This is a genomic window from Acidiphilium rubrum (assembly GCF_900156265.1).
In the GTDB taxonomy this organism is placed as follows: domain Bacteria; phylum Pseudomonadota; class Alphaproteobacteria; order Acetobacterales; family Acetobacteraceae; genus Acidiphilium; species Acidiphilium rubrum.
Map to the genome: position 1 here is coordinate 1 of NZ_FTNE01000017.1, position 18,984 is coordinate 18,984.

Below are 18,984 nucleotides of genomic sequence, written 5' to 3' on the forward strand. Positions count from 1 at the left end.
AGCGCCGCGACCTGCTCGAGATCGTCGATGATCGCGACGGCAAGGGCGCCCTGCTGATCACCAGCCTGGTTCCCATCGGCCGCTGGCACGAAATCATCGGCGACCCAACCCTCGGCGATGCCATCCTCGACCGCATCGTTCACCGCGCCCACCGCATCGAACTGAAAGGAGAAAGCCTTCGAAAACGCCAGACCCTCACCCCTTCATCTGACGTGACGAACACCACCGAGAAATGACACCTGTTCAACCGTCAGTGGTATCCCACAACACCGCGTCATGCCGTTCCCCAAGCCCGCCTCAGGCATGGTGAACATCATGATCGCGATCAACGGAATACGCAGGGTGCTGCCGGGTTGTTTGGCGGCGCGCCCGCCGCTGATGCGCCACCGGCAGTGGATTTGAAATCGCTGCATGCGAAGATCGGAGAACTCACGCTGGAGGTGGAGTTCTGCATCGAGGCGGTCGAGGAGGCGCTCGCCCGGTACGGCTGCCCGGAGATTTTCAACACCGATCAGGGCAGTCAGTTCACCAGCGTGGCCTTCACTGGTCTGCTTTTGAAAAACGATATCGCGATCAGCATGGATGGCAAAGCGGCTTGGCGTGACAACGTGTTTGTCGAGCGGATCTGGCGCTCGGTGAAATACGAGGAAGTGTATCTGCACGCCTATGCCAGCGTGGCGGAGGCGCGCGCCGGGCTCGGCCGTTACCTGAATTTCTACAATGGCCGGCGCCCGCATTCGAGCCTTGGCGCCCGCACGCCCGATGCCGCCTTTTTCACCCAGGCGCCGCTGCTTGCGGCCGCCTGAAAATTCACGAACCGGGATCGGGGCGTCGCTCCAGTCGGGCTACGCTCTCCTTGCGCAACGCCCCGATCCCGGCATATGGACAATCAACCCGGCAGAACTTTCACCTATAAAAAGCGAAACGGTGTTCAAACAAACCCGGCCACCTCTGGGCTCGGTGGCGTTGCTGGGGATGATGCTGGTGTGCACATGGGTATGCACATTGAACGCGGATTGTGGCGAACGCAAGCTGACGGTGGCGAACGCAAACCCGGTCAGAAGGGAGGGAATTGCTCAGATTTTCGGTGCATACTGAACTGTGGCGAACGGGGTCTTGGCGGGCCACGGACGATAGCGATGATCACTACGTTTACGCCATAGCCCTATGACGCTCCGCGCCAAGTCGATCACGGGGTTCGCAGCGCCGTCGTGAGGGTTTCGACCGCGTCTATGGCCGCAACTACCTCGGCCTCATTGAGCGAGGTCGTGGGGTCGTGCGACAGCGGGTTGAGTATGCGGGCCTGGTGCGGGGTGATCGCCGCCAGAGCGTCGAGTTTCGGTTGATCTCCGGCGAACTTATTCTCAAGGCCGGTCTTGAGTTGTTCGAACGTGATTTTCTTCGGATCAGGCTTGTAAGGAAACGCAACCTTCTTGTCCTCGCACTGCTTGCGGAGCAACAACTCGCAGGCGGAGCGCGCGTAATTGGCGGCGGCGGGCAGATGCTTCTGAGCGATGAAATCGCGGGCCTGCTTGAGCGTGGCTTTAACGATGTCAGACGGAACGGGACGCAGATAGGGCGTGGCCTCGCCCGTCACCGCGACCATCTCGTACATCTCATGGCAGGTCCAGCGATCGGTTGGGATGGCGGCTCGGATCACTTCGAACCAATGGCGGTCGTGGGTGAGCAACACGATCTGCCAATCGGCGAAATGCTTATCCAATACGGCCAGGAGCGGCCGGCGATTCGCGTAGTCGAGGCCAACCAGCACATCGTCCAGCACCAACAGCTTGAGCGCCTGCGAGGGCGCCGAGGGAACGCAGGCAAGACGGCCGGCGAGATAGAAGGCCAGCGCCAAGGCTGAAAGCCGGGCTTCGTTCAGGAAGTGCTGCGGCTGCTGCGGGTAATATCCTCGAAACTCCAGCTTTGCGTACAGTTCCTTCGCCGCAAAACCGCGATCCTTTTTCAGCCGCGCATTGTTGTAGCGGACGGTTCCGCGCTCGAAGGCCTCGATCCTCATTTCGTGACGGCCGAGATCGGCAAGTAGGGTGTTGATGATCGGCAGCATGGCGTCGAGCGCTGCTTCCAGGCCGGCGTTGAATGCCGCGCAGGCCGCCTCGACCTGGGTCATATAGTCGGTGTTCGAGCTATGGACGTGCGGCCTGGCGCGTTCGGTCTCCGTCCAACGCTCGGCGAGGGTCTTGCCGGATGTAGCGTCGGCGAAATCGGCGAGCAGGGTTTCGATGGCGAGGTCGAACAGGTTCGGACGGTGCTGACCATGGAAGGCGTTGGTTTCCAGGAGCGCGTGATAGTCGAGGAAGGAACTGCGCAACGCCGCCAGCGCGACGCGCGGGTCCGCCGTCGGGAGGCCAGGATGCCGCGTCTCCGTCCATTCGAGCGACGGCTTGCCATCATTGAAGGTGACGGTAACGCGCGGCGTCAGAAGCGGGTCGAGCGCGTGGACATGGGCATTGCTCTTCAAAGCGTCCCGGCGCGGACGCCGGGCGAACAGGTCGCGGAGCGCCTTGTATATGGAAGATTTGCCAGCGCCGTTCTCGCCGTAGACGATCAGGTTGCGGCCATTAACCGGAATTTCCATCGCGACGCTGAACGCGCGATATGCGCGCACCAGCAGGCTTTCGATTCTGAGCGGCAGCGAAGGCGGCGAGTCTAACGCCGTCTCTAAAGTAACCTGTTCCCCACCCTCATTCGCCATTTCAAGTTCGACCCTCGATGATCCTAACCGCGTCGATGGATTGCAGGTCGAAGAGGGTGGCGTAGAGGGGGTGGGCGGGGTCGGCGAGGCAGCGGGACCAGTCTTCGGCGGCGCGGGCGAGCGCAGGGCCTTCAAGGGTGGTGAGGTTCATCAGCCCGGCCTCGCGCGCGGCGGCGAACGGGTGCAGATTGCGCGCGTGCAGTTCGTCGGCGAAAAACAGCTCGTAGACGAAGGCGTTGATGAGGGCTTCGAGGCGGGGACGGTCGGCCCCGGAGTGTAGCGACTTTGCCAAAGTGTTAACCGCAGTCTTTTGCTCGTCCGAAGCATCCGGGACTGGGAATTTTTCTAGGGGAGCTGGTTGAACTTCGTAGAATCCACCCTGCTTGCTCGCAAAAACCTTTCGGCAAATGTAATTGCTTACAGACGAGTTTAGAACTGCCGAATGATAAAAAGAATTATCGGATTACAAAAAGTAACTCGTATTGGCGAGAACGAAGCCCTCAGTGTCGACGGAAAATGTTGGCTCGCTAGATATTTTTGTAGAAATTATCTTAGGTAGGGAAAAGTCATCCCAGTACTTACAGGACCGAAGCTCCCAATAATATCGACCCTGATCGTCGCGGTCGATGAGCCGCTGCCGCATGATTCCCGCCGTGAACCGTTCAAAGATAGCGGGCCAAGTTTTCCTGAAGCGCTCCTCCGCCTCGCGGTCAGCCATGCCGGACCACGGATGTTCAACATTAGCCGAGGATTCCAACTTAATTAGCCAATTACCGGATGAATCCACGTGCCAGCGCTTGACCTCTCGCCCGCCAAGGTACGGAACGATGATGCGATCCGAAGCGGGATGCTTTGCCACAAGCTCCGCTCTTTCCTCGCTATTAAGCACGAAAGCATCGTTTAGTCCGGTCGTGATTCCCCGTGACACACGCCCATCCACCAAACTCAGGAGAGGGCGACCGACTGCCTGTACTCGTTCCAAAAGACCGCGTTGCGCCTGTGGTTCAATTTGCCATCCCGAAGAGGCTAGGGCCTGTTGAGGTAAAGCGAACGCCTCGTCAGCGAACCGCTCGGGGAAGCGCTTGACCGATTCCTTTGGTTCTTCTCCGTCAATCGGTGTCCAATTCAGTGCCTGGATAAGATCATTCGGACCGGGCTGACCCGGCAAAGGCTTGCGAGTGGCGACCAGTATGGTCGGGTAAGCAATCGCTTCAAACACGGGTGCATCGTCAAATTCGACGATCTTCAAGATACGAGCGTTGGTGGTGAGCCACTCCCGAAGGCCCTTGCCGTAAGGCAGCCGATACCATTTATTCGAAGTGACGAAGGCCAGCGCGCCCGCTGGCTTCAGGAGCCGCAGCGCGCGCTCGTAGAAATAGATATAGATGTCGGCCGTGCCGGCGAAGGTCTTATAGTCCGTTTTGAGTTGCGCCTTGGCGATCACCGGCTTGTCGTTGACGCGGAAGCTTTCGATCTTTTCCTGCCGGATATAGGGCGGATTGGCGAAGGCGATGTCGAACCAGCCTTCATCGGCCGAGGCGTCGAGCCCAAACATCCATTCGCCATCGAAGAAGGGCGCGAAAGCGTTGGGATCGAACGGGTCCCACGCTGCAAGCTTCCTGGCGTCATCTCCGGCGAAGGCATGGTCGTGCATAACCTCGTCGGCGATTTCCGCGCGCAGCAGCTTGATCCTGCGCTGCTCCCGCCGTTTTGCGGCGCTATTCGCGGCGGCAAAGAAGGCGCGATTTGCTTCGCGCAGCGCCCGCTGCTTCCTGAGCAAGTCCTTGCTGACCAGCCCCGCCTGGCCACGACGGTGCAGCGGCGTCAGCGTATTGGCGGCGACAAATTTTGCTTCGAGGTTCGGCAATGGTGTGATTCCGCGATTGGGACGGCCCGGATTTTCCTTCTGCTCGACCGCCAGGCTGATGAAGCAGCGTAGCTTGGCGATTTGTACAGCGATCGGTTGAATATCCACGCCGTGCAGGCAACGGTCGATCAGGAACAGCTTACGGGTATAGTCGGGATAGTGGCCGCTTTCGAACTTGGCGTCGAATTCACCGAGCGCTTCCTGGGCCTTCTCGATCTCAGCGGCGCGCTCAGTGGCGGCGGGAATGGCATCGGCCTCGGCGAGCCGGCGTTCGTAATAGAGTCGGTTGCGCGCCTTCCACTTTTCCCCGCCGGGATCCAGCACGTCGAGCATGTGAACCAGTTTCTGCAACAGGCCGAGCGGGAAGGCGCCTGATCCTACGGCGGGGTCAATCGCTTTGCAGCTCTCGATGGCGGCGATCAGGGCATCCACCTGGGCAGGGCTGAAATCGTGCGAACGGCTGGCGAAGCTGAGCAGGGCACGGAGGCGGGTTTCGTCTCCGCCATCGGACTCCAATCCCAATTCGCTCGGCAGTTTCGGCAGCAGCCAGGCGACCAGCGCCTCATCGACCATGAAATCGACGACCTCGCGCGGCGTGTAAAAGCTGCCTGACTTGTTGCGAGCGGTGGTCTTGGTGTCCTCGTTGTAGGAAGCGAGCAGGTTCTCGAACACCTTGCCCAGCAGTTCGGGATCAAGCGCGGCCTCTTCCTCCAGAGGCGTGTTTTCTTCGACCGTGAATTTATAGCGCTCGAACAGGTCGATCAGGCCGGGTACGTCGCGCGGCGACTTGGCCTTCTCGAACCAGCCGGACAGATCGACACCCTTCGCGCCCCCGAAGAACAGGGCGTTGGGTAGCCGCGGCTGCTTGTCTGACTGATCGGAAAAACCGTCGATGCGCAAGATCAGCCGTTGCCGCTCCCGCTCGGCATCGCCCGCGCGTGGATCGTCGCTGGCGACCTCGGTATCCAGGCATTCGAACAAGCCACCGTTGAGAAATGGCACGTTGGCAAAGGCTTCCAACGCCTTGTCCGGTTCGGTGAACTGGGCGGCGTGACGATAAACATGGTGGCCGAGGTAATCCTTCGATTGCCCGGCATCGTCTTGCCGCCAACGCCGTTCGGGCATTTCGGTGTTGAGGGTGGCAAAGAACAGGTTCTGGAGGATGGAAAGATAATAGCCGTGACCGCTGGGCGTCGCAGACGGCGGCTCCTTCAGCAGCTTCGCCAGCGAAGGTCCATCGAACAGCGCCTCGGGGACGAGGCCCTTTTCCTTGATGAACCAGACGAACATTAGCCGCGTGAGCAGGCGTATCAGTGCGATTTCTTTCGCGCCCGCGCCATTGCCTTGTCCCTTGGAGAAGGCGAGCGGCGCGCTGGTGCTGGCCCAGGCGAACCAGTCGGCCAGTTCCTCATAGAAGCGCTTGTTGAGTTCGGCGGCCGACAGCGTCTCCAGCCACAGATCATAGAGCGCTCGGAAATCCGATGGAGCCTTGCGCCCGGCGAGTGCGGCGAGAGACAGGTCTGCCAGGATTTCCACATGGGCGCGGTGGGGCCTGGCAAGGTTGATGTCCTTGATCAGGCTGATCCGCCCGCCGACCACGTCGCGCGAGGCGTCGCGCCGGTTGGCGCGGCGGTCAATCACCGTCAGCGTCGCTTGCCCGTCATGGCGGAACAACACGATCGCGGGCATGGCGAACCCGCGATTGAGGGCACGCACAATCGCCACTAGTTGCCGGCGCGACCAACCGCCGTCGTCGAGGTCGATCGCGAGGAAAACGAAAGAATCGATCGCGCCCCGCTGGAAAGCCTCGCCGGTCGCCGGATCGCCGCCGCGCGACAGGGCGGGCAGTTCGTCGCCTGTGAGCTGGAACAGGAAATGTACCGCACGCCAGCGGCCCGTCTCGAAACGCGCCGCATCCATGCCCAGTGCAGCAAGAAACTGGGCGGGCGTGGCGGGAGCGTCCAGCGTCTTGGGGCTGCGATAGCCCATGACATCGAGCAGCGTCCGACCCGCGCCCGCGAGGTTCTCGCCGGCAAGCCCCGAAACCGCGTCGCGGATCGCAGCTAGACGTTCTGCGGCGTGGCTCATGCCGCCGCCGTCGCCGGCCTGACGATGAGCCAGGTAATGAGGTCGTAGTCCAGGCTGGCGCGCGCCTGTGCTATCCCGTCGGGCACCCGTGCGCCGCGCGAGCCCGTCAACGCCGCCAATGTGCGGGTCGCGGAGGTCTCGCCGATGGAGGCCACTGCCGCGCGGATCAACCCGTCATACCGCTCCATCTTCTCGCCGTGGACCGTCTCGTCGTCAAAGTCATTGCACAGCACCTCGAATGGCTCATCATGCCCAAGGCAGAGCACGCGATAGGCTTCCAGGATCGGCTTAGGTTGACCGAAGCCGAGGCGCACTGAACCGTCATCCTTCACATAGACGAGATAATATGGATCGAGCGGGTTGATCTTCGCCTGCTCCGTGCTCGGCTCGGGCGGGCGGCGCCTCAGACAGAAAATCACGCCGGGATCGAGGAGGGCGCCGTCGACATCATTTGGGACAATCGCGTGCAGCCCCAGCGGCGCGTCGCGCAACGCCTGCTCGTTCGTGCGCGCAAAGCCGAGCAGGTCCGCTCGGAAGTCGTCGAGCGCGAAATCGGCGAGCGTCACACCTCCCCCCGCTTCTTCTAGGTCGAACAGTTCGTCCTTCAGACGGAGCAGTTGCTCGTCGCGCCAGCGCGCGTCGCCATCGGCCTCGGCCCGCGCATTGAGTAGATCGTCGTCGCCCGTGGCCGAGAGATCGACCAGCGCCATGCGGGCCTCCACTCGATCCTTGAGGCGCAAATATCTATTCAGGTCTTCGGTCGGCCAGAAATTGACCATACGGATTGTGGCGTTGCGGCTGCCGATCCGGTCGATCCGCCCGAAGCGCTGGATAAGGCGCACGGGGTTCCAGTGAATGTCCACATTCACCAACAAGTCGGCATCCTGGAGATTCTGGCCTTCCGAGATGCAGTCGGTGGCGATCAGCAGGTCGATTTCGCCGCCGGTCTCGGCGCCGCGCATCAAGGCACGGCGTTTGGCGCGCGGCGCGAAATTGACCAGCACGTCCTGAAAGCGCGCCGGGCCAAAAGTCGCCTTGCAGCCGTCGCCCGTCACCAGTGCCGCTTGCAGCCCGCATTCGCGCGCAAGGGGACGCAACTCTTCGTAGAGATAGCGGGCCGTGTCGGTGAAGGCTGTGAACAGGATGATCTTGCGGTTGGCCTCGCCATCTCGGTTGGTCGTGGGCTTATCCGCCTTGGCGCGGATGATCTCCTTAAGCCGCGCCAGCTTGGCGTCCCGATCGGGCGTAACCTTGCGCGCTTCGGAGGCCAGCGCGGCGATCCGGTCGCGATCGCGCGTCAACGCCGCCTTCCACGCCGCCCTATCGATGTGGGCGAGGTTGTATTTCAGCGCGCCGCCGACCTCGAAGGCTTCTTCCAATTCGTCATCCAACTCGATCTCATCTGGCGGCGGCGTGTCGATGGCCGCCGTCGCTTCGAAGCTGTCGAGATCGCCAAGCCGCTGGTCGATGCGAGCGATCATACGATCCATCGTCAGGCGGAAAGAGCTAACCGAGCTTTCCAGGCGCTTGAGGAAGCCGATCTTCATCATAGCGATGAGGTATTTTTCGCGATTGGCCTGGTCGAAATTCCCTCCCTTATCATAGTGGGCGCGATACTCGGGAAGCACGAAGGTCAACGGGCCGTAGAGTGCCAGCTCTAGCTTGCCGATTGCGGCATCTACGTCCTCGAAAGCCGGAAAGCCGCCCTGGCTGTCGATGTTGGCGAATATGGATTCGGGTGCGGCCCGTTTCGGAAACCCGCCGATCTTTTCCATCGAAGCGGCGTAATGGCGTTCGACGTGTTTGCGCGAACGCGCGATGGTGACGCCGTCGAGCAGGCCGAACAGCGCAGGCGGCAACTTGTTCAGCAACTCGCCGGCATCACGGCTGCCGCTTTTCGCCCAGTCGGCAAAGCGTCGTCGTGCCCCGCCGATCAGTGTGCCCAGGTTGGGCACGCCCAGGTCGATGAATCCATCTCCCCTGTCGGCAGAAATCAGGTCGAGTTGCGCTTTGAGGTCGCTTAGATCGTTGTTCACCGGCGTAGCCGAGAGCAGCAGAACCTTGGTCGGCAGGCCGGCCTTGATGACCTCGTCCATTAGCCGCTCGTAGCGGCTGCGGCGCCCGCCAGCGGTCTTGTTGCGCGATGCGCTTCGGAAATTATGGGACTCGTCGATAACGACGAGATCGTAGTTGCCCCATTCTATCCGCGCGAGGTCAATGTCGCCGACCTTGCCCTTCTCACGCGAAAGATCGGTATGAGACAGGACGGTATAGCCGAACCTGTCTTCGCGCAGCGGGTTCATCTCGCTGTTGTTGGTGGCGAGGTAGTCGGTCCAGTTCTCGCGCAGCTTCTTTGGACACAGCACGAGCACGTTCTTGTTGCGCTTCTCGAACCACTTGATGACCGCCAGAGCGGTGAAGGTTTTGCCCAAACCGACGCTGTCAGCGAGGATGCAGCCGCCATGTTTTCCGATCTTGCCAAGCACAGCGCGGAGGCCGTCACGCTGGAAATCGAACAAAGCGCGCCAGATCGCAGTCTGCTCGAACGCGGTCTGTTGGATCAGCGCATCCTCCGCCGCCTGGTCGGTCAGGAAGTCGCCGAACAGGTGAAGCAGCGTCTTGAAATAGACGAACTCGGGAGCGGCGTGGGCATAGCTAGCTTGGAGCGCGCGCAGCACTTCGTCGCGCACGTCTTCGGTCAGGCTGGTGTCGCTCCATAGCTCGTCGAACCAGGCCAGAAGGTCCTCCCGGTCGCGATCACTATCGACAATCAGATTGAGTTCGATGTTCGGCGAATCACCCAGTCCGAGCCCGTTGATCGTGAAGTTCGAACTGCCGAGCACGGCGTGTGGGCGGCGTCCGTCGTCGATATGGATCAGCTTTCCGTGCAACAGGCCGGAGCGCTTGACCGACCGTATTTCGACGCGATCCTTGATCCATTGGGCGCAGCGCCACGCGGCAGAGCGCTGCCGTATTTGCTCGGTGAGGCGCAGTCCAGACTCATCGAACGAGAAGGCTGGCGGCACGAGGCCAGCGTTGTCCGTATCCTTCAGGAACCGCGGCTCGCCGAAGAGGAAGCGCATGTGGGCGACGCCGTCCAATGTCTTGCGGAGACCATCGTAAGCGAAGGTCGTGAAATAGGCCGAGACAACGGACAGCCGGCTGTCGGGAACCGCGCGCTCAGTGATGAACTCGTGGACCGCTCCCCTGCTACGATTATCCTTGATGCCCGATCGTCCCGTTCTCACGCCCACTCCTCATTCAATGTCGCCTGATACCAGTGGCGACGACCGTTCAGAACCCAATCTATCTTGACGTGGGTTATCGCTTCATCGGCCGCTTTTCGACGCCTGCGTGGTCCCCGTTTCCCCCTTTTCCGTGCGTCCGGATTGCACGGAAAGTCGCTCATATTCTTCCACTGCGACCACCACCACCACGCCGCGCCCATGCTTTTCGATCAGCACAGGGCCTGCACGCGCGGTGTCGATCATCAGCCCGAAAGCGTTCTTCGCCTCGCGCGCCGACATGGTTTTCATGGCCGAATCCTGTGGCGATCCATGCAGCCATTTAGGGCAGAATAGCTCCTTTTGGCAACGGCGCATTTGCGGTTTTGATTCGGGGGGCGTGGGTGCATTTTGAGTTTGATATGAGCCCCGAAGAAGGGGGCGAATTAGGAGGGCAAGATAAAGCGAGTTGCCTCGCCGCCGGAACTTCGTTCCTAAGCGTTTGTCTGCACATTGTTTTTTGGCGGCTTGCCGCTGAAGGCGCGAGGTGCGCCGGTGCCGGAGAAGTCGATTTCCATAATGTTTTCAATGGCATTTTGGGTGGCGCCTGCAATGTGCGGCGTGTGCAGTTCCGCCGCTTCTACGCTATAGCAAGTATTTCGACGCCACAGCCCTACGCCGTCATTTTCGACCTTGTGTCGGCCGTTTGATCTTCCAATCGTCGCGTCATGGCGACCGACGAAGACCATTTCCGCATCCGTCCCGGCCGGGTCCGCGACCGTGCTGGCAGGCGCACCACGCGAGCCGTCCGGCCGCGCCCGAAGACCTTCCTGGCCGAGGTGCATCAGGCCATCCGCCGCGCTGGCGGCGACCCCAATCGGCTGGGCTCGGCCGGGAAGGGAAGCGGGCGGTTCAACGCGCGAGGCCGGGGCGCTATGGCTGCCGTCGGGCTGAGGGGCCGGAGCGCCTGGAGCCGAGACGCCAGCGGCGGGCGGACCCGCGCCCGGCGCGTGACGGTGAAGGCGCGGATCGTGAAGCTCAACCCGCAGCGCGGCGCGGCGCGCGGACGGTCATTCGTCAGCGCGAAGGCGGTGGACGCCCACCTGCGCTATTTGGAGCGCGATGGTGTCAACCGCGACGGCGAGAAGGGACAGGTCTATTCGGCCGAGCGCGACGCCGAGGACGGCAGCACCTTCCTCGACCGGGGCCGCGACGACCGCCACCAGTTTCGCTTCATCGTCTCCGCCGAGGAAGGCGTAGAGTTGGCCGACCTGCGGGAGACCACCCGCGACCTGATGAAGACGATGGAGGCTGACCTCGGCACTAGGCTCGACTGGATCGCGGTCGATCACCACAACACCGGCCACCCGCACACCCACATCCTGCTGCGCGGCGTTACCGACGACGGGAAGATACTCAACATCGCCGGCGACTACATCGCCCACGGCATCCGCGAGCGGGCGAGCGAAATCGTCACGCTGGAGCTGGGCCGGCAGACCGAGCAGGAGGTCAGCCGCCAGCTTGAGCGCGAGGTGGACGCCGAGCGCTTCACCCGCCTGGACCGCATGCTGATCGCCGAACAGGAGGCGAGCCACGGGTTCGCCGATCTGCGCCCCGACCAAGACATGCTGGAGACCGCGCGGCGGAATCGGGCGCTGCTGATCGCCCGCGCCCGCAGGCTGGAGAGCATGGGGCTGGCGACCGAGGTGGAGGTTGGCCGCTGGTCCATCTCCGCACAGGCTGAGCCGACCTTGCGCGAACTGGGCGAGCGCGGCGACATCATCAAGACCATGCACCGTGCGCTGGCCGACCACGGCCTCTCTGACGAACGCGCCCCAGCGCAATATGCCACCCACGGCAAGCAGATCACCGAACCGATCGTGGGCCGCGTGCTCGCCAAGGGCTTTGCCGGGGACGAGATGGGCGACCGGTTGCACCTCGTCATCGATGGCGTGGACGGGCGCACCCACTATGTCGAGATGGCGGACGCCGGCCGCCTGGATGAGATCCGGCGCGGCCACATCGTCGCGCTCGATCCGGCGCCGACCAAGGCCGAGCCCCGGCCGGCGGATGTCAACATCCAGATCATGGCGGAGACCAATGGCGGCATCTACCAGCCGAGCCTGCATCTGGAAGCGACGCGGGACATCATCGAGCAGCGCCACGGCGACCCCGACGCCTTCATTCGATCCCATGTACGCCGCCTGGAAGCCTTGCGCCGCGCCGGGCATGTCGAGCGCATCGACGCCGACCACTGGAAAATCCCCGGCGACATCGCCGAGCGGGGCATTGCCTATGACGCCCCCGGCCGGCCCAAGGATTTCGGCATCCGCACGCTGTCCACACTCGACCTCGACCGGCAGGTTGGCAGCGACGGCGCGACCTGGCTCGACCGTGAGCTGGTTGCGAAAGACCACCTGCCCCTTGCCGGGACCGGCTTCGGCCAGGAGGTGAACGCGGCACTCGACCGGCGCGCCGCGCGTCTCGTCGAAATGGGCCACGCCAGCGTGAAGGACGGCTTCATTTCCATCCCCCGGCGCACGATCGCGGCGCTGGAGCGCCAGGAGATCGATCGCGTCGGCAAAGAGATCGCCGCCGAGCGGGGGCTGACCTACGCCCCGTCTGGGCCCGGCGAATATGTCTCCGGCCGGCTGGCGGGCGTCGCGAATCTCGCCAGCGGTAGCTTCGCCATGATCGAGGACGGACTCGGCTTCCAACTCGTGCCCTGGCAACCCGTGCTGGAGAAGCGCCTCGACCAACATATCAGCGGCGTCCGTCGCGACGATGGCGCCATCGAATGGAGTTTTAGCCGCAAGCGGCAGATCGGACTGGGGCTTTGATCCGCCTTGAACGATACGGCATTATGCCGTATATGATGGAGTCGAAGGAGGCCCCCATGCCCAAGCCCCAAATCGAAGCCGAGACCGCCCGATTGGAAGCGCGCATCCCGGTCCTGGTCTACGACCAGATGCAGCGCGCTGCCCGTCTGCGCGGCATGACCCTGACCGGCTATCTCATCGCCACGGCCGGCGAGGACGCGCGCCGCGTTGTCGAGGACGCCGACATCATGCGCCTCGCGCGCGAGGACCAAATCCGCTTCGCCGAGGCGCTGATCAATCCGCCCCAGCCGAACGCGCGGCTGGCTCGTGCGGCAAAGCGCCATGCTGAGCTGATCGAGCGCCGGTGAGCGTCCGCTTCGCCATAGAACCGCTGGCGAAGGCGCACAAGCGGGATGATTTTTTCTCCGGCAACGACCGGATCGACAGCTATTTTCGTGAGACCGTCTCCCAGGACGTGAAGCGTAATTACGCCACCTGTTTCGTCGCCAGGGAGATCGCGACGGACCGGGTGGCGGGCTTCTACACGCTGTCTTCCAGCAACGTGCCGTTGACCGAGGTTCCCGAGCCGCTGGCAACGAGGCTGCCGCGCTACCCGACCGTCCCGGCGGTGCTGATCGGCTGGCTTGGCCGCCATAGCGACTATGCTGGACAAGGGCTGGGAGAAGCCCTGCTGTTTGACGCCATCAAGACCGTGGCGAACGCGCCGATCGGCGCCCACGCCATCTTCGCCGACGCGATCGACGACCAGGCGGCGGCCTTCTACGTGGCATTCGGCTTCGCGCCCTTGGTGCAACGGCCGCGCACCCTCTATCTGCCTGTGGCGACGGCGTTGAACCTGATATCGCCATGACAACCGCCTTCGCCCCTACGCCGTTTCAGCCCCGCGCCGCCGCGCGCAGGTCTTTTTGCGCCATGGCGCGCGGAGGCTTCCAGTGTAGAAAAAGGCTATTCTTTGAAGGGCCTCGTTCGGCGATTCTGGCGCAATGGCAAGACTTCGCAAAGAATGCACCCCAACCGCATCGGAGCAACTTAAAGCGTTGCTCGGTCAACCCTGGCCGTTTCCGGGCCGGCCGCCGAAGCATGACCTCTCCACCTGGACTGTCACCGACGACTGGCCCGAGCATATCCCGGTCACGGAAGCCGAGGTGGACGTGTTTGAGGCGTGGTTCGGCGACCTCTTCGATAAGTTGTCCGGGTCGTGCCGATGATGTGACAGGGAGACATACGCCATGACCGTGCCGCTACGGGCCGCCCTCTATCTGCGCGTCTCGACGGCGCGGCAGGCCGAGCATGATGTGTCGATCCCCGATCAGAAGCGTCAGGGTGAAGCCTATTGCGCTTCACGCGGCTACCAGCTCGTCGAAACCTATGTGGAGCCGGGCGCATCGGCCACCAATGATCGGCGCCCCGAGTTTCAGCGCATGATCGAGGCGGGCACGTCGAAGCCCGCGCCGTTCGACGTGGTGATCGTCCATTCGTTCAGCCGGTTCTTTCGCGATCACTTCGAGCTGGAGTTCTATGTCCGGAAGCTCGCGAAGAATGGGGTGAAGCTCGTCTCCATTACCCAGGAGATGGGCGACGATCCGATGCACGTCATGATGCGGCAGATCATGGCGCTGTTCGACGAATATCAGTCCAAGGAAAACGCCAAGCACGTCATGCGGGCCTTGAAGGAAAACGCCCGGCAGGGTTTTTGGAACGGTTCGCTGCCGCCCATCGGCTACCGTGTCGTCGCGGCCGGGCAACGCGGCGCGAAGGTCAAGAAGAAGCTGGAGATCGATCCGCTCCACGCCGAAACGGTACGCCTGATCTACCGGCTTGCGCTCCACGGCGACGGCGCCAAAGGCCAGATGGGCGTGAAGAACATCGTCAGCCACTTGAACCGCAATCGCATTTTCACCCGCGACGGCGGCCGTTGGGGTATCGGCCAAGTCCACCGCATCCTGACCCGCCGCACCTACATGGGCGAGCATGAGTTCAACAAGCGGTCCAAGTCCAAGGAGTTGAAGCCGGTCAGCGAGATCGTCGTCGTGCCGGTGCCGCCGATCATCGACCGCGAGACCTTCGACGCGGTGCAGGCGCTGCTCAAAGCCCGACACCCCACGGTGACGCCATCCGCCGTCATCAGCGGTCCAACGATGCTCACGGGCTTGATCTACTGCGCCAAGTGCGGCGGAGCCATGACCATCCGCACCGGCAAGGGCGGGCGGTATCGTTACTACGCCTGTTCAATGAAAGCCCGGCAGGGGCCGACCGCCTGCGAAGGCATGGCGGTGCCGATGGACAAGCTGGACGATCTTGTCGCCAGCCATCTCGAAGACCGTCTCCTCCAGCCCGAAAGGCTGGAAACGATCCTCGCCACCGTGCTCGACCGGAGACAGGAGCGATCCGAGCGCCAGCATGAGCACATTGGCGAACTGAACCGGCGTGCGGCGGAATCCGAAGCGCGCCTCAAACGCCTCTACGACGCCATCGAGGCGGGCGTCGCCGACTTGAACGACCCGGCGCTCAAGGACCGCATCGACGGCCTGAAGGCCATCCGCGATCAGTCGAAGGCCGATGCCGAGCGCGCCCAGGCCATGCTTGAGAACTCCGGCAGCAAGGCCGTTACCCCGCAGATGGTGCGCAACTTCGCCGAAATCGCACGGCGGCGTATCCGCCTTGAAGGGGGTGGCTATCGCCGCGACCATCTTCGCGCGCTCGCACAGCGCGTGGAGGTCGCCGATGGCGAGGTCCGGATCATGGGATCAAAGTCGCGGCTGCTACAGGTGCTGACCGGAAAAAATAGCGCAAATTCAGTGCCCACTCAGGGACTGAAATGGCGGAGGGAGTGGGATTCGAACCCACGGTACGCTTTCACGCACACACGCTTTCCAAGCGTGCGCCTTAAACCGCTCGGCCATCCCTCCCGCGTGGGCGGTTCATAGCCAACAAGTTCAGGGGGAACAAGGGCTTCGGGCGGGGGTGGTTGGCAGGTATTACGGTTCGGCTTGCGGGGGCAGGCCGAGCAGGGGGGCGGCCTGGGTGTCATCGATGGCTTCGACTTCGCGCAGGGTGCGGCCGACGGCGCGGATGCGGATTTGGGTTTTGTCGATTTCGCCGGTCATGTCGGTGGCGCGTTTGGCGAGTTTGTCCATCGCGTCGCCAAGTTTGCCCCATTCGGCTTTGACGGCGCCGAGGATTTTGCCGATTTCGCCGGCCTTGCGTTCGAGCTGGACGGTGAAATGGCCGACGCGGATGGTGTGCAGCAGGGCGGGCAGAAGGCTGGGGCTTTGGATCAGCACGCGGGTTTCGCGCTGGATGGTTTCGATCAGCCCGGGGATGCGGGCGACTTCGGCGAACAGGCCTTCGCTGGGCAGATAGAGGATGGCGATGTCGGTGGTGCGGGGGGGGCGGATGTATTTGGTCGCGATTTTTTTGGCTTCGTTGCGGATGCGTGTGGCGAGGGCGGCGATTGCGGTGTCCTCGGCGGCGCGGTCGCCGGCTTCGGCGGCGAGGAGCAGGCGGTCGTAGTCTTCGGTGGGGAATTTCGCATCGATCGGCAGGTAGACCGGTTGGTCGCCTTCGCGCACCGGCATGCGGAGTGCGAATTCGACGGTTTCGGCGCTGGCGGGGTCGGGGCGGAAATTGGCCTCGAACGTGCCGGGGGGGAGGGTGTCTTCCATGGTCTGGCGGATCTGCGCCTCGCCCCAGCCGCCGCGGGATTTGACGTTGGCGAACAGGCGTTTGAGGTCGCCGACCTGGACCGCGACGTTCTGCACCTGGCCGATTGCCTGCTGCACCTGGGCGAATTGCTCGGAGACGCGCTGGAAGCTTTCGCCGATGCGTTTTTCGAGCGCCGATTGGAGTTGTTCATCGACCGCGCGGCGCATGGCTTCGAGCTTGGCCTCGTTGCCTTCGCGGATCGTCTCGAGCTTGGATTCGACCTGGGTGCGGAGTTTTTCCTGTTCGTCGCGCAGGGTGACCGAGACCGCGGCAAGGTCGCGGCTGACGCGGTCGGCGAGGCTGGTCTGGCTTTCGGTGAGGCGGGCGATCACGGCGAGGGTTTCGCTGAGGGTTTGGGCGCGGCCGGATTGGGCGGCGCTTTCGGCTTCGCCGAGGCGTTGCGTGATCATCAACGACAAATCACCGATCGTTGCGTTGATCGAGCCGAAACTGCGGGCGAGGTGTTCGGCCTGACTGCGTGCGCCGTCCTGCAGACGCTCGATGCCGCCGGCGAGTGCCTGGCGTGCCGGTTCGGTCATTGCGTGCGGCACTGCGTCGATCGACAGGCGCAATGCCTCGATCCGTCGATTTTGTCCGACCAGCAGGACCAGGACGATCAGCAGCAGCAGGCCGAGGACGGCCAGCGCCACCACGATTGGCAGCATCAGGCGTCCATTTTCAATGCGGCGAGGAAGGCGGATTGCGGAATTTCGACCTTGCCGAACTGGCGCATCCGCTTTTTGCCTTCCTTTTGCTTGTCGAGCAGTTTGCGCTTGCGGGAAATATCACCGCCGTAGCATTTCGCCGTCACGTCTTTCGACAGCGCGCTGATGGTTTCGCGCGCGATCACCCGGCCGCCGATCGCGGCCTGGATCGCGATTTTGAACAATTGCTTGGGGATCAGATCCTTCAGCTTGGCGCAGATCGCCCGCCCGCGGGTCTCGGCGACCGATTTATGCGCGATGAACGACAGCGCATCGACCGGTTCGAGGTTGACCAGGATCGAAATTTTGGCGAGGTCGCTCTCGAGGTAATTGTCCATCTGGTAATCGAAACTGGCGTAGCCGCGCGAAATCGACTTCAACCGGTCGTAGAAATCGAACACCACCTCGTTCAACGGCAGCCGATAGACCGCCATGGCGCGATTGCCGACATAGGTAAGATCGACCTGGTGGCCACGCCGCTCGTTGCACAGCGTGAGGACCGCGCCGAGATAGTCGTCCGGCACCAGAATGGTCGCTTTGATCCAGGGTTCCTCGATATGGTCGATCAGGGAACCATCCGGCATGTCGGCCGGGTTATGCAGGTCCATGGTTTCGCCATTGGTCTTGGTCAGGCGATACACCACCGAGGGCGCGGTCGCGATCAGGTCGAGGTCGAATTCGCGGGAGAGGCGTTCCTGCACGATTTCGAGATGCAGCAGGCCGAGGAAGCCGCAGCGGAAGCCGAACCCCAGCGCGGCCGAGGTTTCGGCCTCGTAGTGGAAGCTGGCGTCGTTCAGGCGGAGGCGACCGAGGCTTTCGCGCAGTTTTTCGAAATCATCGGCTTCGACCGGGTAGAGGCCGCACCAGACGACGGGGATTGACGGTTTGAAGCCGGGGAGGGCTTCGGTGGCGGGGTGGCGATCATCGGTGATCGTGTCGCCGACGTTGCAATCGGCGACGGTTTTGATGGCGGCGGTGATGAAGCCGATTTCGCCGGGGCCGAGATCGGGCTCCGGGCGGAGTTTGGGGGCGAAGACGCCGACCTGTTCGACGGTGTGGACGGCGCCGGAGGACATCATGCGGATGCGCATGCCCTTGCGCAGGCGGCCGTTTTTGATGCGCACCAGGATAATGACGCCGAGATACTGGTCGTACCAGCTATCGACCAGCAGGGCGGTAAGGGGGGCGGTATCATCCCCGACCGGCGGCGGCAGGCGGGTGACCAGCGCTTCGAGCACGGCTTCGATGTTCAGGCCGGTTTTCGCCGAGATTTCCACCGCATCCGACGCATCGAGGCCGATCACGTCTTCGATTTGTTGTTTGACGCGGTCGGGTTCGGCGGCGGGCAGGTCGATTTTGTTGAGGACCGGCACGATCTCGTGATTGGCGTCGATGGCCTGGTAGACATTGGCGAGGGTCTGGGCTTCGACGCCTTGCGAGGCATCGACCACCAGCAGGGAGCCTTCGCAGGCGGCGAGGCTGCGGCTGACCTCGTAGGCGAAATCGACATGGCCGGGCGTGTCCATCAGGTTCAGGATGTAGGTCTTGCCGTCCTTGGCGGGATAGCTGAGCCGCACCGTCTGCGCCTTGATGGTGATGCCGCGCTCTTTTTCGATATCCATGTTGTCGAGCACCTGCTCGGTCATTTCGCGGGCGGTGAGCGCGCCGGTGGCCTGGATCAGCCGGTCAGCCAGGGTGGATTTACCGTGGTCGATATGGGCGATGATCGAAAAATTGCGGATCAGTTCGGTGGGGGTCGAGGTCATGCTGCCGTCATAGTCGAAAAACCGTGCCGTGTCAGCGCTCCGGTCGGACTGGGCGGGGGGCTTCAACGGGGCGG

The 18,984-nt window shown here is 62.7% G+C and carries 14 protein-coding genes, 1 tRNA gene and 2 pseudogenes; 7 read left to right on the forward strand and 10 right to left on the reverse strand.

Going from position 1 to position 18,984, the window contains the following annotated elements; genetic code table 11:
* The 3 genes and pseudogenes from BW994_RS12730 to BW994_RS12735 all read left to right on the forward strand — a co-directional run.
* Positions 1 to 236: ATP-binding protein (locus BW994_RS12730; RefSeq protein WP_175612118.1), on the forward strand; the 236-nt coding region annotated here is incomplete at its 5' end.
* Positions 237 to 276: 40 nt separating this feature from the next.
* Positions 277 to 402, forward strand: a complete 126-nt coding sequence (locus tag BW994_RS20435) for a hypothetical protein (protein ID WP_281247773.1) — start codon at positions 277 to 279, stop codon at positions 400 to 402.
* A 26-nt stretch (positions 403 to 428) separates the two neighbouring features.
* A pseudogene (locus BW994_RS12735) lies at positions 429 to 806 on the forward strand (transposase); the annotation flags it as partial.
* Between the two features lie 383 nt (positions 807 to 1,189).
* On the opposite strand, the gene BW994_RS12740 reads toward BW994_RS12735, so the two are convergent.
* The 6 genes from BW994_RS12740 to BW994_RS19270 form a co-directional block, all read right to left on the reverse strand.
* A complete protein-coding gene (locus BW994_RS12740) occupies positions 1,190 to 2,716 on the reverse strand; it encodes an OLD family protein (RefSeq protein WP_029312258.1) in 1,527 nt (508 codons plus the stop codon).
* Between the two features lies 1 nt (position 2,717).
* Complete coding sequence (locus BW994_RS12745; RefSeq protein WP_029312257.1) at positions 2,718 to 3,008, reverse strand: hypothetical protein; 291 nt, start codon at positions 3,006 to 3,008, stop codon at positions 2,718 to 2,720.
* A 171-nt stretch (positions 3,009 to 3,179) separates the two neighbouring features.
* Positions 3,180 to 6,671 (reverse strand): Eco57I restriction-modification methylase domain-containing protein, encoded by a 3,492-nt coding sequence (locus BW994_RS12750; RefSeq protein ID WP_051657394.1) that lies wholly within the window; start codon positions 6,669 to 6,671, stop codon positions 3,180 to 3,182.
* The gene (locus tag BW994_RS12755) at positions 6,668 to 9,919 is read right to left on the reverse strand and encodes a helicase-related protein (RefSeq protein ID WP_029312255.1); all 3,252 of its coding nucleotides are present in this window, start codon (positions 9,917 to 9,919) and stop codon (positions 6,668 to 6,670) included. Before BW994_RS12755 ends, BW994_RS12750 begins: the two co-directional genes overlap by 4 nt.
* Positions 9,920 to 10,000: 81 nt before the next feature.
* Positions 10,001 to 10,207, reverse strand: a complete 207-nt coding sequence (locus BW994_RS12760; protein WP_035229069.1) for a type II toxin-antitoxin system prevent-host-death family antitoxin — start codon at positions 10,205 to 10,207, stop codon at positions 10,001 to 10,003.
* 182 nt (positions 10,208 to 10,389) lie between these two features.
* Positions 10,390 to 10,644, reverse strand: a complete 255-nt coding sequence (locus tag BW994_RS19270; RefSeq protein WP_139334106.1) for a hypothetical protein — start codon at positions 10,642 to 10,644, stop codon at positions 10,390 to 10,392.
* On the opposite strand from BW994_RS19270, the gene BW994_RS12765 reads away from it, so the two are divergent.
* From BW994_RS12765 to BW994_RS20550, 4 genes and pseudogenes are all read left to right on the forward strand, one after another.
* Positions 10,624 to 12,735, forward strand: coding sequence for a DUF3363 domain-containing protein (locus BW994_RS12765; RefSeq protein ID WP_029312253.1), 2,112 nt, complete (start codon positions 10,624 to 10,626; stop codon positions 12,733 to 12,735). The two genes, BW994_RS19270 and BW994_RS12765, sit on opposite strands and share 21 nt — an antisense overlap.
* 56 nt (positions 12,736 to 12,791) lie before the next feature.
* Positions 12,792 to 13,082 (forward strand): type II toxin-antitoxin system TacA family antitoxin, encoded by a 291-nt coding sequence (locus BW994_RS12770; protein ID WP_029312252.1) that lies wholly within the window; start codon positions 12,792 to 12,794, stop codon positions 13,080 to 13,082.
* Positions 13,079 to 13,585 (forward strand): GNAT family N-acetyltransferase, encoded by a 507-nt coding sequence (locus BW994_RS12775; RefSeq protein ID WP_029312251.1) that lies wholly within the window; start codon positions 13,079 to 13,081, stop codon positions 13,583 to 13,585. Before BW994_RS12770 ends, BW994_RS12775 begins: the two co-directional genes overlap by 4 nt.
* A 379-nt stretch (positions 13,586 to 13,964) precedes the next feature.
* Positions 13,965 to 14,990: pseudogene (locus tag BW994_RS20550) on the forward strand (recombinase family protein); the annotation flags it as partial.
* On the opposite strand, the gene BW994_RS20010 reads toward BW994_RS20550, so the two are convergent.
* The 4 genes from BW994_RS20010 to lepA form a co-directional block, all read right to left on the reverse strand.
* Positions 14,964 to 15,425 carry a hypothetical protein gene (locus BW994_RS20010; RefSeq protein ID WP_029312248.1) on the reverse strand — a complete coding sequence of 154 codons (462 nt, stop codon included), beginning with the start codon at positions 15,423 to 15,425 and terminating at the stop codon, positions 14,964 to 14,966. The pseudogene BW994_RS20550 and the gene BW994_RS20010 overlap by 27 nt on opposite strands.
* A 129-nt stretch (positions 15,426 to 15,554) precedes the next feature.
* Positions 15,555 to 15,644, reverse strand: a tRNA-Ser gene (locus tag BW994_RS12790).
* A gap of 69 nt (positions 15,645 to 15,713) precedes the next feature.
* Complete coding sequence (locus BW994_RS12795) at positions 15,714 to 17,105, reverse strand: DNA recombination protein RmuC (RefSeq protein WP_029312247.1); 1,392 nt, start codon at positions 17,103 to 17,105, stop codon at positions 15,714 to 15,716.
* Positions 17,105 to 18,910: a translation elongation factor 4 gene (gene lepA, locus BW994_RS12800; protein WP_029312246.1), complete on the reverse strand. Its 1,806-nt coding sequence runs from the start codon at positions 18,908 to 18,910 to the stop codon at positions 17,105 to 17,107. Before lepA ends, BW994_RS12795 begins: the two co-directional genes overlap by 1 nt.
* Positions 18,911 to 18,984 lie beyond the last annotated feature (74 nt).